This window comes from Rhodococcus sp. D-46 (genome assembly GCF_011290655.1).
Classification (GTDB): Bacteria; Actinomycetota; Actinomycetes; order Mycobacteriales; family Mycobacteriaceae; genus Rhodococcus_F; species Rhodococcus_F qingshengii.
On sequence record NZ_JAANTF010000001.1, the window covers coordinates 747,831 to 765,357 of the forward strand.

A 17,527-nucleotide genomic window follows, 5' to 3' on the forward strand; every position below is an offset into this window, starting at 1 on the left:
GACGCGTCGGGAGCCGTCGGTTCTCGGGTCACCGGCGAGGCGGATTCCCCGATTCATTGACATTTAGTTTAGGCTACCCAAAACGACGTTAGGTCACCCTTGGGTGACGTGTGTCCACAGACGAGGGGATCAGTGTGAGCGTTCTTCCAGGTTCGAACTCCGGAGCGGCGAGCGAAGCTACGTTTGCTCTCACAGGAGCTCAACTCGGGATTTGGAACGCACAGAGGCTTGATCCCGAATCTCGGAGCTACCTCGTCGGCGAGGTGCTCGAAATCTCGGGTGACGAACCGATCGACACCGAACTGCTGACAGCTGCCATCACGGCGACGATCGGTGAAGCCGAAACCATGCGGCTGCGGATGATCGAGACGGCGGACGGCCCGCGTCAGTACATCTCCGACGAGCCGGTTGGCATCATCCCGATCACCGACGTCCGTGACGAGCGCGATCCCGTAGCCGTGGCGCACGCACTGGTCGACGCCGAGCGCAGCCGGGCGTCCGAGTACTGCCGCCTGATGGTGGAGCGTCCGCTGTACACGTACTCGCTGATCAGGCTCTCCGATCGCGAGATCTGGTGCATCCAGCTCTATCACCACTTGATCGTCGACGGCTACAGCGCAGCCATGATTTCGCGTCGTGTCGCCGCGCACTACACGGCCGCGAAGAAGGGAACCGACGTCGCACCAACGCGATTCGGTTCTATGACAGATCTGGTCAGCGAGGACGAGGCGTACCGGGCTGGCGAGCAGTTCGCGGAAGATCGTGACTACTGGCGTGATGTCCTGACGCCGTTGCCCGCGTTGGACGGACGCGGCCAGCAGGTCACCGGTCCGGCGGAACGAACGATCCAGGTTCGCGAGATCATTACCGCCGACGCCCTCAACCGCCTCAAAGACGTGGCAGACGCGACGGGAACAACGTGGGCCGAGGCACTGATCGCCTGCTACGGCGCGTTTCTCCACCGACTGCTCGGCGAGACGGATGTTGTCATCGCGATGCCACTCATGGCGCGCGTAGGTCGCACGGCACTCAAGACGCCGGCCATGGCAGTCAACGTTCTGCCTCTCCGGTTGACGATTCGCAGCCACGATCGACTCGGTGACCTGAGCAAGCAGGTGGCCGCCACGATGAAAAGCCTGCGCGCACACCAGCGCTACCGCGGTGAGAATCTTGCTCGGGACCTGGGCGTCGCCGGAACCGGCGCACTGCTTCACGGGATCGGAATCAATCTCAAGGCTTTCGACTTCGCCCTCGATTTCGCCGGCGCTGTGGGTGTACTGCGAAACGTCGCCGGGGGACCGCCGGAGGACCTGGGTTTGACGGTTACGCCCATTGCGGACGGCGAAGTTCTACTCGGATTCGAAGTGGACGCGCGTACCAATACTCGGGAATCGGTTCAGCGTCGCCTCGCCGGTTTCGTCAGCATCGTCAACGCGATGGTCGGGGAGGGAGATCCTGCCGTCGGTCAGGTGGAGATGATGCCTGCGGCCGAAGCCGCGCGGATTCTCGCCGGCCGCGAAACTGCACCGCTGCCCGGCTCGGTCGAACTCGTTCCCGACGTGTTCGACCGCATCGTTGTCGAGCACGCGGATGACACAGTCCTCGTGTGCGGTGACGAACGTTTGACAGGCGCAGAACTCGGTGGCCGCGTCCACAAGCTCGCCCGGTTGCTTCGGGCCCGCAATGTCGGCCCGGACGACATTGTCGGACTTGCGCTTCCGCGTACTTCCGAGATGGTGGTGGCTCTGCTCGCGACATTGAACGCGGGCGCAGCGTACGTGGCCCTGGATCCGCAGCACCCGGCCGAGCGGTTGCGAGATCTGATCGACGACGCGCAGCCGAAGGTCGTGATCACCACTTCCACTCTGGCCGAGCAACTCGTCGGAGGTTTTCGGCCCGACCCCCTCGTCATCGATTCCGACGCAGTCCGCGAAGAACTCCGTGCTAATTCCGAGCTTCCACTCGAACTCGGTGAACTGGCGACAGCACGGCATGGTGATCACCTGGCGTATGTCATCTACACCTCGGGATCGACAGGCAAGCCCAAGGGTGTGCTGGTCAGAGGCGGTGGATTGGCGCACCTGCTTCACCACCATCGCGCCACCATCTACCGGGACACCGCCGAGCGCGTCGGGAACCGCCAACTGCACACCGCGCACACAGCGTCGTTCGCCTTCGATGCGTCTCTCGATCAACTGTTGTGGCTGCTGTGTGGTCATCGTGTGCACGTATACGACGAGGAACTGCAGAAGGACGCGGTTGCTCTGGTCGCGGCGTTCGAGCGAGATTGCGTCGACGTGGTCGACACGACGCCGTCGATGGCGGCAGCGATGGTGGACAACGGGTTGCTGCGTACGCATCGGTTGCAGCTCCTCGTCGTGGGTGGCGAGGCGGCACCGCCCGCACTGTGGGACGCGATCATCGAATCCGGTGTTCCGGCTCGAAACCTGTACGGCCCCACAGAAACGACGGTCGACGCGATCGCGACCACGGTCGAAGGTGCCGGACCGCGTATCGGGTACCCGCTCGCGGGTACCCGTGCGTACCTGCTCGACAGCGCGCTCGAGCCGGTCGCCGACGGTGAACGAGGTGAGCTCTACCTGGCGGGACCGCAATTGGCCAGGGGCTACCTCGGCCGCGCCGGCGCGACCTCCGAGCGTTTTGTCGCAGATCCTTTCGGGGCTCCGGGAGATCTGATGTACCGCGCCGGGGACGTGGCGCGGTGGGTGCCGGGGCGGGGCTACGACTTCATCGGTCGCAGCGACAAGCAGGTGAAGATTCGCGGACATCGAGTCGAGTTGAGCGAGGTCGAGGCTGTTCTCGGATCGGTACCCCGAATCGGCGCGGCTGCTGCGTTGATCCGCACGGATGGGGGACGGCCCAGCCTCGTCGGCTACGTTGTAGCCGCCGCCGGCGCGACGCTTCCGCCGCAGGAAGAATTGCGCCGTGACCTCGCCGGTCGCGTACCGGATCATCTGGTTCCCGCCGCAATCGTCGTTCTGGACGAACTGCCCGTCACGGTGAACGGAAAGCTCGATCGTGCGGCACTACCTGCCCCGGCTGCCGAATCGGCAGGGCGCGCCGCATCCACACCGCGCGAGGAAATCCTCTGTGACGTGGTGGCCGAGGTGCTCGGCCGCGAACGCGTCGGCGTGGACGAGGACTTCTTCGGCCTCGGTGGTGACAGCATCACGGCGATCAGTGTCAGCAGTCGACTGCGGGTGCGCGGACTGATCGTTGCTCCCAAAGAACTACTGGCACAGCGAGATCTGGGAACCATCGCCGCTGCGGCACGTGAGATTGCCGATGACGCCGACGCCGTAGCCTCGGTTGCGGACGTGGCGACCGGCACCGTGATCGCCCCGCCGATCGTTCGAGCACTGATCGACAAGAATCCGACAGACGAGGCAATCGCGGGCTACGCGCAGTGGACCGCAGTGCGCATCGACGACGGCCTTTCACTGGGTGACCTGCAGTCCGGCGTGCAGACGATCCTCGATCACCATGACGCTCTACGCCTGCTCCTGCGCCGTGACAACGACAGCGGCACTACCGAATTGATCGTCCGGGACCCCGGCGCGGTGCGCAGCGAGGGACTCGTTCGAGAGGTGTCCGACACCTCCGAGCCGTCCCGGATCAGAGACCTCGCGGAGGCGTCGGCGGCGGGTCTCGACCCACGTGCCGGTGAACTCCTGCGAGTCGTACTGGTCAATACCGAGGCCGGACGACCCGACCAATTGATCGTCGTGGCTCACCATTTGATCGTCGACGGTGTGTCCTGGCGAATTCTGCTTCCAGACCTCCACGAAGCCACCGATGCTGCACGCGAGCGTAGGTCGGCCCGGTTGGCTGCAGGCGGAAGTTCGTGGCGTCGATACGCAGGGTTGCTCGCGGAATTCGGGGCCTCTGGCAGCAGGGCGTCAGAGCTCGAGTACTGGAAGTCCGCGTCGGTACAGGCGGACGACGAGCCGATCGGCAGTCGTCGTCTCGACCCGAAGATCGACGTGACCGCAACCGCCTCTCGCACGACAACCATTGCGCCCCCGGCCGTCACCGACGCGCTGTTGACCACGCTTCCGGCGGCGTATCGAGCCAAGGCCGACGAAGTGCTTCTCTCGGGTTTGATGCTTGCCTTGCGCTCATGGCAGCACGGCCGCGGCCTCATCGGGCTGCCCGCGCAGACAGTTACCGTCGAAGGTCATGGCCGCGACGCGCTCACCAGCGACACCGACTTCGCCGGAACCATCGGGTGGTTCACCAGTGAGTTCCCCGTCCGGGTTCCCACCGATGCACTGCTCACCGCAGACGATCTTGCCGACGCACTGAGCGGCGGAGCAGCTGCGGGGCATCTCCTTCGTGCGGTGAAGGAGGCAAAACGCGCCGTACCCGGAGGTGGAGTCGGCTACGGAGTTCTGCGGCATCTGGATCGCGACACCGCACCTGACCTTTCCGCGTGCGCTACACCCGAACTGCTGCTCAACTATCTGGGCCGCTTCCCGTCCTTGCCCGGAACCGGATGGCGATTGCCGGAGCAGGATCCATTCGCGGTCATCGAGCCGGCGACGAAGGTTATGTCGGAAGTGCTGGCGCTCAACGCATTTGTCCGAGAGGACGACTCGACGACGCTGGCGGTCGAATGGACTGCGGCGGGTTCAGTGCTCGACGGCGCGACGATCGTCGAGCTGCAAGAGCATTGGGAACGTGCGCTCGCTGCCCTGACCGCGCATGCCGCGCTCTTCGAGGGTGGTTTGACGCCTTCCGATTGCTCGGCGACGATCTTCGGCCAGGGCGCGGTGGTCGATCAGGCAGGGATCAACGAACTCGAAGCCGTCCACGGACCGCTTGCCGACGTCCTTCCGCTCTCGCCGCTACAAGAAGGTCTCCTGTTCCATGCGGTCCGTGACGGAGCCGCAGACGTCTACACGCTCACTGCACGCTTCGACCTCTCCGGGCCACTGGACGAGGCGAAGTTGGCCGACGCGTTCGAGACCGTGATCGACAGGCACCCGAACCTTCGCGCAGCTTTTCACTACGAGCAGTTCGAACGGCCCGTTCAGATCATTCCGCGCGGCGCAAAAGTCGAGTGGCGTTCGGTCGACCTGACCTCCGTTCCAGCTGACACTGCATTCCGCTCTGCAGATCAGCTCGAGGACGAGGCCGCCAAGCATGTCTTCGACGTCAGTACACCGCCTCTGCTGCGTGCACTACTGGTTCGGCTGCCCGGCGGGGTGCACCGTTTGGTCCTCAACGCGCACCACCTGCTCACCGACGGTTGGTCGACTCCGATCGTCCTGCGCGAGCTGATGAACGTCTACCACGACGGCGACAGCCGCCTCCCTGCGCCGACGCCGTATCGCGACTACTTGGCATGGATCGCCGGCCGTGATCAGGACTCTGCCCGCGCAGCGTGGAGCGAGCGTTTGCGTGGGCTCACCGCGCCGACTCTCGTTGCCGATGCCGGAGCGCCGCGAAGTGTGCCCGTCGCGCTCGAGGTTCCTCTCGCGACATCGGACGCCGAAGCGCTGATCGAACTCGGCCGTGCGCGAGCGCTGACGGTCAACACCCTGGTTCAGGGTGCGTGGGCAGCAGCGCTCGCCGAAGCGACAGGACAGTGGGACGTCGTGTTCGGGGCCACGGTGTCCGGCCGACCTGCCGAACTCTCGGGGGTGGAGGGAATGGTCGGGTTGTTCAGCAACACGATTCCGGCCCGCCTCGACATCGTCGCGCACCGGCCTTTGCTCGATCAGTTCGTCGGTCTGCAGAACGCCCAATTCGACATCGTGGACGTCGAACACACCAGTTTGGCCGAGATCGAACGCATCGCCGGAATCGGGCAACTGTTCGACACGCTCCTGGTGTTCGAGAACTTCCCGAACTCCGGTGCGGGACAGCCTGCATCGCACACACTGCGGGTCGAGGGATTCACCAACCGCGGGGTCACACACTATCCGATGACGTTGATGGCGCCGCCGAGCACCGGTCTGGATCTGGTTCTGTACCACGATCCGGCAGTTGTCTCCGACGCCACGGCGCAGCGAATGGTCACACGGCTCGCGGAGATCCTGCGTGGGTTGCTGACCGAACCGACAGCTCCCGCATCCGCGGTGCTCACGGTAGTCCGACAGGCGGCGTCCGTTGCCGTTGCGGTGTCTGCCGCGAAAAATGTCGCTGTCACGAAAAAGGTGGCCGCGCCCGATCCTGCGATCGATGTCGATCCCGCGGTCGTGGATGCAGTGTGCGCCTGTGTCGCAACGGTGTTGGAGATTCCCGACGTCGATCCAGGTGACAATTTCTTCACTCTCGGCGGTCACTCGCTCACTGCGATGCGGTTGGTGGGAAGCCTGCGCAAGCTGGGAATTCGCGTCGTCGTCTCGGATGTCTTCGACACCCCGACCCCCCTCGGTCTTGCCGTGGCCGCACGCGTCGATCGGACGAAGTTCTCGCCGGATTCGGTCGTTGGCGTCGATCGACCCGTCGTGACCGTGGCGACGTTCCGCGCCCCGGCGGTGGCGGGAAATCCTGATCACGAGCGGTACTGGGTTCGCACGCTCGCGGACCTGCCCCTCGAAACGGACCTTCCGTATGACCGCCCGCGCGGCGAAGAGTACCGCCCGCACACCTACCTCCGTCAGCTACGCGATGCCCGGTTCGGTGACGAACCAGGATTCGACGCGGTGCTGTTGGCTGCCGTGGCGGCGACGCTGAACAGCTTCGGCGGTGGTCGGGACCTTGCGGTCGGACTGGTCTCGGAAGGGACTGACACCCTGATTCGGGTCGACCTGTCCGGTCGGCCGAGAATTGCCGATGTCGTTCGGCGAGTCGAAAACGCTGTCACCGAGGCACTTGCGCATTCCGATGTCAGCCTCGACCGAATCGCGGATCTACTCGGGCGTCGGACGAGCAGCCTGTTCGCTGCCCGTGTCGGTCACTCGCCCGGAAAGAGCGTCGACCTCGAATTCGTCCGAACCGCAACAGAACTTCGATTGACGGTTGATGCCGGGCTGTTCGACGCCGCGACTGCGGACGCATTGCTCGACGGTGTGATCGCGGTCCTCGGTCACGAAATCAGCACTGTCGTCGCGGATCTGCGACTGGCGGAAAACAAGCCGGATCGCGACCCGGGCCGACGCGCGACGCCGCCGTCGGGGATCTCGCAGTTGTTCGCTCGACACGTCAGCCGTCACCCCGACGACATCGCGGTGATCTCCGGCGAGGTCGGAATTACCTACGGGGAACTGTCGGCGCGCGTCGACGAGCTGGCCCGCGAACTTCTCGCGGTCGGCGCCGGACCCGAGAAGGTAGTCGCCGTCGCGCTGGATCGAAATGCGGATCTGGTGGCCGGACTGCTCGCGGTACTGCGCATCGGCGCTGCGTACCTGCCACTCGACGTCGATTACCCGTCTGAGCGGCTCGAGTTCATGATCGAGGACGCGGCTCCGGTGTGTGTCCTGACCAGTATCGACAGCGCCGGGCAACTTCCGTTGACGGTCGCCACGAGTGTCTTCGTGGACGGTGAGTTCACCAACTCGGGTGTCGTGCTTCCTCCGCCGCCCGCGGCGGGTGATCACCTCGCCTACATGATCCACACCTCCGGTTCGACGGGTCGCCCCAAGGGCGTGATGGTCTCGACGGGCAACCTCGCAGCCTTCGCGGACACGGTACTCGAGGATTGCTGGATCAGGCCGGGCGATCGCATCGTCGCGGTGACAACGGTGTCGTTCGACATCGCGGCACTCGAGTTGCTGTGCCCGCTCGCGGCGGGCGCGACTGTCGTGATCGCAGACCGCAGGACGGTTCGCGACCCGGATGCGTTGTCGGCGTTGATCATCGCAAGCGATGCGACAGTGATGCAGGCAACGCCGGCGCTGTGGCGAGTGGTCACCGAACACGAGAACGCAGTCGGACTCGCGATGGTGCGAGCCCTGGTGGGAGGGGAAGCCCTCCCGCAGGATCTGGCCGACGATCTGGTGACCAACGCTGCTTCGGTCCGGAATGTCTATGGACCCACCGAGGCCACGGTGTGGGCGACATCTTCGGTCATCACGACCGGCGACCGAGTCACGATCGGTCAGCCCTGGACCGATGTGCACGTGCGAATCCTCGACGACGACCTGCGTGAGGTTCCGGAAGGCGTTGCGGGCGAGCTGTATCTGGGCGGTGCGCAGGTGGTACGCGGATACCTGAACCGCCCCGATCTGACCGTCGCTCGGTTCGTCGCCGATCCTTCTCTGCCGGGGGCACGCCTCTACCGCACCGGCGATCTGGTCCGACGCCGGCGAGGGGTTTTGCACTTCCTTCGTCGTGCGGACGATCAGGTGAAGGTTCGCGGTTTCCGCATCGAGCTCGGCGAAGTCGAAGGCGCGCTCGGATCGGTGGCAGGTGTGTTCCGCGCGGCAGCCACCGTTCGCGTCGATGCGGCGGGTACCGGAAGTTTGCACGGGTATGTGGTTCCCGAAGGTGCAACCACGCTCGATTCGGTACTGGTGCGCAAGGAGATTGCGCGGCTCCTACCCGAACACATGGTGCCGCAGACCATCACGGTGCTCGAGGCACTACCACTCACCCTCAACGGGAAGGTGGACCGGAAGGCATTGCCCGACACCGCGCCGGATCGCGTGCCGAGTCCGCTCGTGGCCGTCGATGCGGATCGTCGGGCACGGCTCGAGTCGCTGAGCCCGGGCTGGCAGGACGTGCTGCCACTCGGTCCCTTGCAGGAAGGCATGTACTTCCAGTCGGTTCTCGACGGCGCCGGCGGCACGGATGTCTATCACATGCAGCCGCGATTCGAGTTCTCCGCCGATGCCGCCGTCGACGTTCGCTCACTCCGCGCAGCAGGGGATGCGCTCTTGCGGCGCTATCCGAACCTGCGGGCCGGCTTCACACACGCCGGTTTCGACGCTCCGGTGCAGTTCGTGCCCAGGGCAGCCGAAATGCCTTTCCGCGAAATCGATCTGAGCGCAGTCGCACCCGACGACTTGGATATCGAGGTCCGCGCCGTCGACGAGGCTGAATTCGGCAGGCTGTTCGACTTGAGTGCGCCGCCACTCATTCGAATGGTGTTGGTCTGGTTGCCAGGTGGGGGAGCGCACCTCGTCTTCACTCAGCACCACCTGCTGACCGACGGTTGGTCGCAGACCTTGATGTACGCGGAGTTGTTTGCGCTCTACGAGTTTGCTCGCACACACGGCACGGACCCGGTTGGACTCGACGGCGCGCTCGACAAGCCTGCGGACTTCCGTGATCACCTGCGATGGATCGCCGAAGCGGATCGCACGGACGCCATCTCGTCCTGGAAGGACTACCTCGCGGATCTCGAGCAACCCACACTCGTGGGTGGTACGGGATCAGGCGGGCGCGCTCCGTTGCCGGTGTTCACCCGGGCTCAGCTCGAACAGAGCATCACCGAGCACGTACGCGAGCTGGCCAGACGTAGCGGAGTGACGCTGTCCACCGTGGTTTCTGCGGCGTGGGGCCTGGCATTGCGCGCCGTGACGGGCCGTGACGACGTGGTCTTCGGATCGACGGTTTCGGGACGTTCACCCGAGGTCGAGGGCGCCGACCGCATGGTGGGATTGGCGCTCAACACCATTCCCGTGCGTGTCCGGGTCCGGCCAGGCGAGGAGATCTCGGCGTTGCTCGGACGCCTGTTCCGTGAACAAGGTTCGCTGCTGGGGCATCACCATCTCGGGCTCGGCGACGTGCAGCGAAGTGCAGGGTTCGCCACGCTCTTCGACACGCTCTACGTTTTCCGCAACACCCCTCGCGACGAACAGGCACGTCGAGACACGTTCGGTCGCAGTGGAATCGTCGGGTTCGATGCGGTGGACGGCACGCACTATGCGCTCACGCTCGACGTGGATCCGGGTGTCGGGGACGCGGCGATGGCGCTCACACTCGAAAACCGTCCTGACCTGATTCCGCACGACGTGGCTCAGGACATCCTGTCCCGCACCATCACGATTCTCGAAGTGATGGCGAATTCCGATACCGCCACGGTGGCGGACACGGCGGTTCCGCTTTCGCGCACCCCCGCGGAATTCGCTTCGGAGTACGTCGTGATGCCACGGCCGGACCAGGCCGGCGGTAGCGTGGACGCACTACTGCGCGAAAGGGCAGCGGCAACTCCGGACGAGACGGCGCTGGTCTTCGGAGACGTCACACTGAGCGCAGCCGAGATGAACTCTCGGGTGGACAGACTGGCACGGATACTCGCTTCGGCGCTGGGGCAGTCGGTACCAGGCGGGGGACCGACCCGTGTTGTCGCGCTCGCGCTTCCGCGTACTGCCGATCACGTCGTCGCAATCTTCGCCGTCATGAGAACCGGAGCGGCCTACCTTCCCTTGGATCTGGCTCACCCGCCGGCACGCCTGCGCGAACTCATCCTCGACAGCGATGCGGCGCTGGTAGTCACCACGACTCAGAGGCGTGACCTCGTAGTTCCCGATGGACAGGCATGTCTGGTACTCGACGACCCGGACGTGGCCGGGGTACTCGACGGGCAGTCTTCGGCACCAGTTGTCGACGAGGCTGCGGTCTGCGGGCCGACCTCACCGGACCAGCCTGCCTACGTCATCTACACCTCGGGCAGTACCGGAAAACCCAAGGGCGTCGTGGTGGGTCACCGCGGGTTGACGACGATGTATCACAATCACAAGGCCGAGATATTCACTCCGACCGAAAACAGTGTGGGTGGCCGACGTCTGCGCATCGCGCATACGGTCTCGTTCTCGTTCGACATGTCGTGGGAGGAACTGTTCTGGTTGCTCGCGGGGCACGAAGTTCACGTGATCGACGAGCAGGCGCGACTGGACCCCGCGTCTCTGGTGAAGCATTACCGCGAAGTCGGTATCGACGTCGTGAATGTAACCCCCTCGTATGCACGGGAACTGATGGCCGCCGGTCTCCTCGACGGTGAGCGGACGCCGGTGTTGGTGATGCTCGGCGGAGAAGCTGTACCTGCCGAGTTGTGGTCGCGATTGCGCGATCAGGACGGTGTCGACGGGTACGACCTTTACGGGCCGACGGAGTTCACGATCAACGCGATGGGATCCCCGGTTCAGGGGAGCGAGACACCCTGCTTGGGTCGTCCGATTCTGAACGCGTCTGCGCGGGTACTCGATTCGGGTCTGCGGGAGGTACCGATCGGAGCGGCGGGCGAGCTGTACATGTCCGGAGACGGAACGGCGATGGGTTACCTTCACCGGACCGCGTTGACCTCCGCTGTGTTCGTTGCTGATCCCTACTCCGTCGGCAAGCGCATGTACCGCACGGGCGATGTCGTACTGCGTCGTCGCGACGGTGAACTCGAATACCTGGGTCGCGCGGACCATCAGGTCAAGATCCGAGGCATTCGGATCGAATTGGGTGAAGTGGAATCCGCGTTGGCGTCGTTGCCGGGAGTGTTGCGAGCGGCAGCGTCCGTCCGTAGCGAAGGCGGTGCGCCGCCGAGACTGGTCGGCTACGTCATCGAAGAACCCGGTGCCGATTCAACCGATCTGCGAGCTGCGTTGCGGGAACGCGTACCGGCACACCTGGTTCCGTCGGACATCGTCGTCGTGGATTCGATTCCGCTGACGCCCAACGGAAAACTGGACCGCGGTGCGTTGCCGGCACCCCCCGCCCGAGTAGCTGCCCGAGCACCGCGAACCGAGATGGAAAGGCAACTGTGCCAGGTCTTTGCGCGGGTACTCGGCGTCGAGGCAGTCGATCCCGAAGAGAGTTTCTTCGATCTCGGCGGCGACTCGCTTCGAGCAATGCGACTGGTGGGGGAGATGGAGCACGACCTGTCGGTGAGCGTCGGTGTGGCAACGCTGATGGCCCGTCCGACAGTCGCCGAGCTCGCAGCACACCTTGACGAGTCGGCGTCCGAAATCGATCTGAGTCGCGATCGCCTCCTGACACTGCGAGCCGAAGGCAGCGGAGAACCACTGTTCTGCGTGCATCCGGCCGGTGGATTCGCTTGGCCCTTTGCGCCTTTGACCGGTGTTCTCGAGGCCGACCGTCCACTGTTCGGCCTGCAACTGCCCACAGTTGCCGGTGAGCCACTCGAACCGACGAACGTGGACCAACTGGCAGCGATGTACGTCGACACGATTCGCGGCGTGCAACCGAGCGGGCCGTACCACCTGCTCGGCTACTCGTTCGGTGGCAACGTCGTTGCCGCGATGGCGGCTCAGCTGGTCGATATCGGCGAGACGGTGGAGTTCGCCGGTCTGATCGATACTCATCCACTGGGAGATCGTGACGATCACGGTCGCGACGATTCCGACGACCGAGATCTGGCCGCCGCCCTGCCACCCGAGATCCTCACTCAGGCACCGGGACTGGTCGACGCTGTTCGGGCGGGTTTTGATGCCACTCGTTTGCTCGTGGCCAGTTCGACCGACACAACCTACGACGGACCGGTTACTCTGATCACCGCCGACGCCGAGGCGTCCGGACAGCTGCTGGCCGATCGCTGGCGCAGAGTCCGCGGGGACCGGGACATGGCAGTACACCATCTGCCGTACGACCACGCCGGATTGGTGACCCCAGCCGGGTGGGCGGCGATCGCCCCGCTGCTCGACAGCCATTTGTCGAAACGCACGGCCACATAGTTCGAAAACCACACAGTTGAAACACAATGGGAGCTCAATGATGAAGTCCACACCGCCCCTCGCGATACGGAGTTGGCGACGATTCGTCGCCATCGCAGGGTTGCTGATCGTCGCACTCGTGGCGATGATCGGTTGCAGTAGCGATTCGAACGACGAACCGACCAAGGCTGCAGAGCCCACGACCCGTGTGATCGAGACCGAGAAGGGCTCGGTCACCGTGCCCGCGTCGGCGGAGCGCATCGTGGTTCTGAGCGGCGGTCTCGCCGGATACCTGTACGCCCTGGACGCACCGGTGGTTGCCACCGATACCCGCGTCCTCGGTGTCACGAACCTCGACGGTGGATTCCCGCCGGCTTGGGCGGACGCCGCAAAGGCGCAGGGCACCAAGGAATTGCCGGCCGGCGAGCAGCTCAACATCGAAGCCGTCGCGGCGGCTGAGCCCGACCTGATCATCGGCGGTGGCCAGGGAATCACCTCTGTTCAGTCCGAGGAACTCTACGATCAGCTCACTGCTATCGCACCCACCGTCTTGGTCCCCAAGACGGTCGCCGCGTGGGACAAGCAGCTCGAAATCGTCGCCGACGCGGCGGGCCGTTCCGACCAGGTTCCGGCGCTGATGAGCGCATACGAGGACAAGGTCAAAGAGGTCAAGGGCAAGATCAAGGTTCCCGAGGGCAACGTCGTCTACTTCCTCTCGGTCTCGAGCAACAAGCCGTACCTCGTTCCGCCGACGGCCGCGCTGCCCGCGATGCTCGCCGAGCTCGGTTTCAAGGCCGACGACGTCATGGCCAAGGCCGGCAACCCGCAGCTCTTCGGCTCGGGTGACTCGTTCGAGGTCAGCCCGGAACTGCTCTCGCAGGTCGCCGATGCTCCTGTCGCCTTTGTGATTCCGGTGTCCGGTCGCCCGATGGCCGAACTTGCCACCGATCCGCTTTACTCGCAGTTGCCGTCCTTCAAGGCAGGCACGACGTTCGAGCTCCCCGCCAGCAGCTACCGTCCTGACTACGACGGCGCAATGGCTACCCTCGACCTGATCGGCCAGACCTTCGCATGACTCGATTCGGTGGGCTGGTGATCGATGTTTCACCCTTGCGGACCAGCCGTCCCTTCAGGTACGCCTTTTCCGCGCGATTGATCTCGCTGCTCGGGATCGGACTGCTCGTCGTAGCCGTCCCCGCGCAGACGTACCAGCTCACCGGCTCGACCTTGCAGGTTGCCGGAGTGTCCACGGCGATGGCCATCGCCATGTTCTTCGGCAGCCTGTTCGGCGGCGTGCTCGCTGACCGTTACGATCGGCGACGCACCATCCAGTTGGCCCGCAGTGCTGCGGGTCTCGGCTTTGTCATTCTCGGGTGCAATGCGCTCTTGCCACACCCGTCGATGTGGGTCATCTACGTCGCGGCAGCTGTCGACGGCTTGGCCGGCGGTGTCAGCAGCTCGGCCTTGATGGCTTTGATGCCGACGTTGTTGCCGCGCAACAAGATGGCTGCGGCCGGCGCTTTGGTAGCGCTGACCACCGACATCGGGACGATGATCTCGCCGGCAATCGCCGGCGTGATCATCGCCTCCGGCGGTATTCCCGCGACATACTTTGTTGCTGCGGTGGCCACCGCAGCAACTGTCACGTTGTTCCAAGCCATCGGCCCTTCCCCTGCACCGGGCACGAATCACGAAAGCCCGATGCGCGCGCTGGTGACCGGCGTGAAATTCGCCGGCACGCACACAGTCATTCGCGGCATCCTGATCAGCGGTCTGTTGGTCATGTTCGTCAGCGGGCCGATGGTGTTGCTGCCTGCCTTCGTCGACCAGGTTCTCGGCGGCGGACCCACCATGCTCGGTCTGCTCTACGGCGCCCCCGCTGTCGGCGCTGTGGTCGGTTCCCTCACCAGCGGTTGGACCGGACGAGTCCACCGCAACGGCGCCGCGATGTTGATCTCTGTTGCGCTGATGCCTCTCGGCCTGGTGGTACTGGGTGCGTCGGGAGCAGCGATTGTCGCGTTCCTGGGCCTGGCCGGATTCGGCCTCGGCCGCGCACTCAACGACATTCTGAGATTTGCAGTCCTTCAACAGAACACGCCGGACGAATTGCGCGGACGCGTGTCCAGTCTGTGGATGGTGCAAGCCGTCACGGGTACGGCGATCGGTTCGATGGCAGCCGGGTTCCTCGGGCAGTGGCTCGAGCCTGGCCCCGCGCTACTGGTCTTGGGGCTCGCCGGTGTGACACTGGGCCTGGTGCTCCTGGCAGCATTGGGTTCGGTGCGCCGGGTAACTTCGGAGATCAACGAAGTCGATCTCTCCGAAAACACTGTGCCGGTGGGGAATGCTCCGCCGGAAAAGGAAGGTAGTTCATGAACCGAGGAGACCACCTCGCGACCATCGCCGAAGTTCTGGCGGGAACCACCGGCGCAAAAGTGCCGTACCCCATCGGCATTCGCGAACTCGAAGTTGTTCGCAGCGAAATGGTCGGGACCGGACTGTTGCGTCTGACCTTGGGTGGACCGGAGTTGGCGGGCTTCGAATCGCACGCTCCCGACGAGCATGTTCGCCTGGTCTACCCGGATGCAGACGGAACTTTACGTCTACCCGAACGCGACGGATTCAGCCTGAAGTGGCCTCGTCCATTGCCGATCTCGCGTGAGTACACCGTCCGTCGATACGACGCCGAGGCGGGGGAGCTGGACCTCGATTTCGCGCTCCACGATGGTGGGTACGCCTCTGATTGGGCTCAGGCGGCCACCGTCGGCACTCGGGTGCACGTGGCAGGTCCGCCCGGTGGCGTCGTGGTTCCGTGGACGTACGACCGCTATCTGCTGGCCGGTGACATCACCGCCCTTCCTGCCATTGCTCGTTGGCTCGAGATGATGCCCGCTGCTGCCGCCGGGTGGGTGTTCGTCGAGATCACCGACCCTTCACAGGAAATCGAACTCACTGTTCCGGAAGGCGTCGAGGTGCGATGGCTGCACCGCGGTGACGTCCCAGCCGGTCACTCGGATCTGCTCGAGCAGGCAGTACGGACGGTCACCGTGCCCGAAGGTGAGCGCCTCTACGCCTGGATCTCCGGTGAGGCCACCAGTCTCAAGCCGATTCGCAGATTCGTGCGCGACGAACTCGGCCTGAGTTCGGGCGACCACCTGATCACGGGCTACTGGAAGCGCGGAGTCGCAGACTTCGACGAGGACGAGGACGACCACTGAACATCGGTTGACGCCGGTTTCGGCATCGTCACCGCGACAACGAGTCCGACAATCGCAACGATTGCCGCCACTCCGAAAGCCGTGGCGAATGCCGAGTGCTGGGGAAGGCCGCCGGATGAAGTCGCGCTCGCGATGATCCCGGCGGCAATTTGGGTTCCCACAGCAGAACCCAGCGATCTGGCGATCGTGACTATTGCCGTCGTGACACCTACGCGGTCTGCCGGTGCGCTGTCGGCGGAGATGACGAACACTGCCGTCGACGCGGCGGCAACGCCGGTACCCGCAAGGATCAGCACCACAACGATCTGCCACATCGTGGTTGCGAAGACCCCGACGGCGCCGCTCAGGCCGAGGAAGGCAACTCCCGCTACCGCAATGGCTTTCGTGCCGACCCGTTGTGCGAGCTTTCCGGAAATCACCGACGCGATCACCGCTGCGCCGTAACCGATGCACAGCAGGATTCCGATGGCACTTGTCGATGCACCGCGGCCGAATCCGCTCTCTGCCGGCACGGCGAGTTGTTGCGGAAGTAGATAGACAACAGCGCCGTAGGTGAACCCGAAAACCACGCCGACGACCACGGCGCTCCACATCGAACGATGCCGCATCATCGTCAGGTCGACCATCGGCTCGGTTGTCCAGCTCTGATACCTGGCCCAGATCGTGAACACGGCAGCGGAAGCGAGAACCAGCAGCATCGACGTCGGTGCGCCCCACCCGTTGCTCGACGCGCTCGCAAGCCACGCCGTCAGCGTCAACAACCCCAGAGCCAATCCGCCCGCTCCCGGCCAATCGAGTCGGCCGCCGACGTTCGACATGTGATCTCGTGGTGTGCTCACGGCAAAAGCAATTGCGCCGAGCAAAACGAACGCGGTCGGAACTGCATACATCGCGCTGCGTGAGACGTTTTCCGCGACGGGTCCCGCCAGCACGACTCCCAGAGCGCCGCCGGCCACTACGACAGCCCCGAGCAAACCCGTGGCCGTCTTCAGTCGGTCCGAGGACAAAGTGCGTCGTAGGACCACGAAGCTCACGGGAAGCAACCCGAGCCCGAATCCCTGGAGAAATTGGCCGAGGACGAACAGCGGGAAGATCGTTGCGAGAGCGGACACGCTGCCGCCCAGGACAACGATTGTCGTGATCGCGAGCAAGGTGGGGCGGGCGCCGTACACGTCGGCTATTCGCCCGGCCATCGGCGTGACGAGGACAGTGCTCAACGTCAGAGCGACGGATGCGAGCGCTCCGACGTCGGCCGTCACTCCGAAGTCTCTCTGTATCAGGGGGAGTGCGGGGACGATGATGCTTTCGAGCGCGGCCACGGCAGCGATCAGCAGGGTCAGGCTTGCGATAGTTGCTACCGGTCGCGGCTGATTGCCGGAGGCGCTCTCTGTGGTCATCGTGCTCTCTTTCGATCGGGGAGTGAGGAGCTTATGGACGCGACGAAACGCCGCCCCTCCAAGAGTCCGGAAGGGTTGTGGCACTGGATATATCGGGCTGTGAAGTAGACCGTCTCTTTATTTCGTTACGCGTACCGTTATTGTGGAGAAATGTAATCGGATTCAGCGCACAAAGCAAGAGTCGGATGGGGTGGAAATGGTGTCATGTATCGCCAGATCGCAACGGGCAGACTTTTGCTGCCACCGTCGGTCGGTGTCAGGTGATGTGACGATGGGGCTCATTTCTCGATGAGCATGACGCTGGTCACCAAAATGCTTCTCCGAGCAGGGAGTTCATCTG

5 protein-coding genes are annotated in these 17,527 nt (G+C 64.3%); 4 read left to right on the forward strand and 1 reads right to left on the reverse strand.

The features are described 5' to 3' along the window. Positions 1-134 precede the first annotated feature (134 nt). The 4 genes from G9U53_RS03620 to G9U53_RS03635 are packed head-to-tail and all read left to right on the forward strand — an operon-like array spanning position 135 to position 15,790. Positions 135-12,596 (forward strand): amino acid adenylation domain-containing protein, encoded by a 12,462-nt coding sequence (locus G9U53_RS03620; RefSeq protein ID WP_347570799.1) that lies wholly within the window; start codon positions 135-137, stop codon positions 12,594-12,596. A 40-nt stretch (positions 12,597-12,636) separates the two neighbouring features. Then, positions 12,637-13,650 carry an ABC transporter substrate-binding protein gene (locus G9U53_RS03625; protein WP_003942170.1) on the forward strand — a complete coding sequence of 338 codons (1,014 nt, stop codon included), beginning with the start codon at positions 12,637-12,639 and terminating at the stop codon, positions 13,648-13,650. Further along, a complete protein-coding gene (gene entS / locus G9U53_RS03630) occupies positions 13,647-14,948 on the forward strand; it encodes an enterobactin transporter EntS (RefSeq protein ID WP_165638330.1) in 1,302 nt (433 codons plus the stop codon). The genes G9U53_RS03625 and entS overlap by 4 nt, the downstream gene beginning before the upstream one ends. Then, complete coding sequence (locus G9U53_RS03635; RefSeq protein ID WP_165638331.1) at positions 14,945-15,790, forward strand: siderophore-interacting protein; 846 nt, start codon at positions 14,945-14,947, stop codon at positions 15,788-15,790. Before entS ends, G9U53_RS03635 begins: the two co-directional genes overlap by 4 nt. On the opposite strand, the gene G9U53_RS03640 is transcribed toward G9U53_RS03635, so the two are convergent. Next, a complete protein-coding gene (locus tag G9U53_RS03640; RefSeq protein WP_165638332.1) occupies positions 15,739-17,187 on the reverse strand; it encodes an MFS transporter in 1,449 nt (482 codons plus the stop codon). The two genes, G9U53_RS03635 and G9U53_RS03640, sit on opposite strands and share 52 nt — an antisense overlap. Between the last annotated feature and the right edge of the window lie 340 nt (positions 17,188-17,527).

What these genes read in the sequence shown, in the direction of transcription:
- G9U53_RS03640 (WP_165638332.1), bottom strand. Translation starts at nt 17,187, where the DNA reads ATGACCACAGAGAGCGCCTCCGGCAATCAGCCGCGACCGGTAGCAACT.
- G9U53_RS03635 (WP_165638331.1), top strand. Translation starts at nt 14,945, where the DNA reads ATGAACCGAGGAGACCACCTCGCGACCATCGCCGAAGTTCTGGCGGGA.
- G9U53_RS03625 (WP_003942170.1), top strand. Translation starts at nt 12,637, where the DNA reads ATGAAGTCCACACCGCCCCTCGCGATACGGAGTTGGCGACGATTCGTC.
- entS (WP_165638330.1), top strand. Translation starts at nt 13,647, where the DNA reads ATGACTCGATTCGGTGGGCTGGTGATCGATGTTTCACCCTTGCGGACC.